3 protein-coding genes and 1 pseudogene are annotated in these 3,032 nt (G+C 68.0%); all 4 read right to left on the bottom strand.

The genetic code is table 11. From position 1 onward, the window contains the following. Positions 1–214 precede the first annotated feature (214 nt). On the bottom strand, positions 215–1,111 hold the full coding sequence (locus tag HLA95_RS26825) for a replication protein RepA (protein ID WP_191062234.1): 897 nt from the start codon (positions 1,109–1,111) through the stop codon (positions 215–217). Positions 1,112–1,379: 268 nt separating this feature from the next. After that, the gene (locus tag HLA95_RS26820) at positions 1,380–1,760 is read right to left on the bottom strand and encodes a hypothetical protein (RefSeq protein WP_222185059.1); all 381 of its coding nucleotides are present in this window, start codon (positions 1,758–1,760) and stop codon (positions 1,380–1,382) included. After that, positions 1,757–2,479, bottom strand: coding sequence for a division plane positioning ATPase MipZ (locus tag HLA95_RS26815; RefSeq protein WP_191062375.1), 723 nt, complete (start codon positions 2,477–2,479; stop codon positions 1,757–1,759). Before HLA95_RS26815 ends, HLA95_RS26820 begins: the two co-directional genes overlap by 4 nt. 442 nt (positions 2,480–2,921) lie before the next feature. Continuing rightward, positions 2,922–3,032: pseudogene (locus tag HLA95_RS26810) on the bottom strand (IS5/IS1182 family transposase); the annotation flags it as partial.

The following is a 3,032-nucleotide window of genomic DNA, read 5'->3' as shown; positions in this document are numbered from 1 at the left end:
TCGCAACCCGGTCCAGACAGGACCACGACCAGAACGGACTCTGGTTATGAACGGGGGCAATCAGGGGGCAAGGTCAGCGCCACCAGAGTCCAAGCCTGCCAGCCGACCGACTACCATCGCGGGGCCGACGACCGTGCTGCCGCCGGCGGGCGGGCCGGTTCCCGCCGCCGCGATCTTGGGAGGCCGGCCGCACTGTTGGACTCTGGTGGCGCCCTCAGGCCTTGGCGATCGCCGCGCGGGAGGGGCGCAAGGTGATGCCCTGCTCGTGCACGTCGAGCTTGGCCCCGGGATAGACCGCGACCGCCAGCTCCAGGCTCTCCAGGAACTGGGCGCGGAAGGCGCGCTGCCGCTTGAAGCCCGAGCCGAACTGGGCGTAGAGGGCCGGCCAGCTCACCTCGGTGTCGCGCTTGAGCGCGTGGAGCCGGTAGGCCAGCCAGATATAGACGTCGAGCGCCATGGAGCGCGGGCCGATCGCGCGCAAGGAGGCCTCGTTCACCGGCACCGGATGGTCGCACAAAGCGTGGTAGAAGGCCTCGTCCAGCCGCACCTGGTCCTGCCACAAGGAGGGCTGGCTGGGCGTGCCGGACATGGTGATGGCCCCTTCCACGAAGGCGCCGTTGCGCAGGAGCTGCTGGTCGCCCAGGCCGCCGTAAAAGGTCAGGCGGCACAAGGAGATGCGCTTGGCCTGCTCCTTGACCAGCCGATAGCTGTTGCCGCCGATCGACAGGCCCATCCGGCCGAGCCAGACCTGCATGCTGCGGCCGAGCTCGATCTCGCGCGAGCGGGTCTTGACCGCCTCGGACTGGAGGAACAGCAGGATGAACCGGGCATAGGAACCATAGGGCAGCCCGACCTCGTGGCCCTGCCGGTCCACGCCGGACTGGAGGATCAGGGTGAGGTTGTGCCCTTCCCGCTTCCAGATGGTCTCGTTCTGCTCCTTGTGCGGCAGGGAGGTCAGCGCGAAGCCCGAATAGGTGAAGCCGATGCCCTCGGTCTCGTCGCCCAGCACCTGGTAGGCCGCTTCCACCACCGCGCGCTCGTGGCGGGTGATCGCCTGGCGGCGCGCCTCGTCGATCCCGTGCTGGAGGATGAGCTGGTGGATGTCCGCCATGAGGCGGAAGACTGGGCAGAACGATCCACTACGTCAACTTGGACTCTGGTGGCGCAAGCTATTTGAGAAGATATTTGATTCTCTGAATATTAGTTGCGCCACCAGAGTCCAGGGGATAACCCCGCAAAGCGCCACCAGAGTCCAAGAAAAGCGCCACCAGAGTCCAAGCCTGCCTGTGGATAAGTGGGCATCGGGCCGCCGGACGGGCGGTTGCACGCCCGAGGCGAAGCTGGATGATTTATCCGGATCTGTGGCCGGATTGCCGCAGTCATGCCTTGGCGGCCAGCTCGCGCTCCAGGGCCGCGATCGCCCGCTCGAACGCCTCACCCTGCACCCAGCCCTGCCGGTCGACCAGGGCATGGAAGGCGGCCAGGGTTTCCGGGCGGACCTTGATGTTGAGCTGGGCATTGCGCCCGGTGCGGTGGCGGCGCTGGGTGCGCCTGACGGGCGCTTCGGCCGGCGGGATGGCCAGTGCCGGGGCGGCGGGCTTGGGCTCGCGGCTGCGGAAGCTCGCCCGCTCGGAGATCGCCCGCACCTCTTCCGGCGGGGCCGGCTTGTGGGCTGGCGGCCGGGGCTGAAAGTCGCTGAGGTCGAAATCGTCGTCGTCGCCGAAGATGCTGGCGCGCCCGGCACCGGTCTGGCTGCTCATCGGTCCGCTCCCATCTCGGCCGCTCCTGCCTCGGCCGGGGCCGCCTCGTCCCGCGGCCCGCGGCGCAGCATGGTGACCACCTCGGCGGCGAACGCGCGGGCGTTCACGAGCGCGGCGTCCAGATTGCTGACCTGGCTGGTGCTCAGTGCCTCCAGCGTGCCGCCGAACGAGAACATGGCGCGAAACGCGTCGCGCTCGTGCAGATGGGTGTCGAAGGCCGGCACGCCGTGGCGGCGGAACTCGTCCTGGATGAAGCCCAGCGTGCGCGGCCGGATGGCGGCACTCGTGCGGGTGAACAGGATCGCATAGGCGATCTGGCGGGCGAACGCCTTTTCCTGCTGGCGGATCAGCTTGATCGCCTTGGCGGCCTGGGCGGCGTCGAGCTGCGAGCCCTGGGTCGGGATGATCACGAGGTCGGCCCGGCTGATCGCATAGGCGACCATCATGGAGGCGGTGCCCTCCAGGTCGACGATCACGAAGGCGGTGCGCTGGGCGGCGGCCTCGATCTCGTCGATCACCGTGTCCTCGGTGACATCCGCCCGCACGGTGAGGTTGGGAGGCCGGCCCGGCCGCCTGGCCCAGTCGGACACCGGCTTGTTCGGGTCGGCGTCGATGATCGTGACCGCCGCCCCTTTGCGCGCCAGCTCCACGCCCAGCAGCACCGCGGAGGTGGACTTGCCGACCCCGCCCTTGGGACTTGCGAACACGATGGTCGGCATGCCGGCCCTCCCCCCAAGCGACTGCCCGCCAGCCGGGCTAGCTGGTAGCTATCAGCTAGCGCCGAGGGAGGCGATGGCGGGGCTGCCACAATGGGTGGGGATTGCGGCGGTGTCGTATCGGTAGTGGATAGCTATCAGCTATCTCATTGGTACCGGTCCGGCGGTGAAGCAGCGCATGGCCGGTGCATGCCGGTCGAACCGGCGGGTGCTGCTGCGCTCTTCGTTAGAAGTGGTAGCTGGTAGCTATCGGCTAGCGCGGCGGGATGGTCCTGTGGCGTCGGCAGGAGCATGGGGTACCCTGCCCTGTCAGTCGTGCACCACGTCACCGTGCGTGTGCGCATACGGACAAGGTTAGCTGGTAGCTATCAGCTAGCTCTACCTCGGGAGCTGGAGCGACCCCTGCGTACTGACGCCTCAAGACGATGCTAGGTAGGGAACTCATTCAGGTCCATGCTGAGGCGATGGCGACGAGTGCGAGGGCAGCCAGGTAGTTCCGGGCGAGGCGGTCGTAGCGGGTGGCGATGCGCCGCCAGTTCTTGAGCCGGCAAAACAG

Origin of the sequence: Geminicoccus harenae (assembly GCF_019800005.1) — a bacterium.
Lineage (GTDB): Bacteria > Pseudomonadota > Alphaproteobacteria > Geminicoccales > Geminicoccaceae > Geminicoccus > Geminicoccus harenae.
This window is presented reverse-complemented; position numbering and strand designations above follow the sequence as displayed.

Bases quoted from the DNA above. Each gene is read 5' to 3' on its own strand.
- HLA95_RS26825 (WP_191062234.1), bottom strand. From the start codon at position 1,111: ATGGCGGACATCCACCAGCTCATCCTCCAGCACGGGATCGACGAGGCG.
- HLA95_RS26820 (WP_222185059.1), bottom strand. From the start codon at position 1,760: ATGAGCAGCCAGACCGGTGCCGGGCGCGCCAGCATCTTCGGCGACGAC.
- HLA95_RS26815 (WP_191062375.1), bottom strand. From the start codon at position 2,479: ATGCCGACCATCGTGTTCGCAAGTCCCAAGGGCGGGGTCGGCAAGTCC.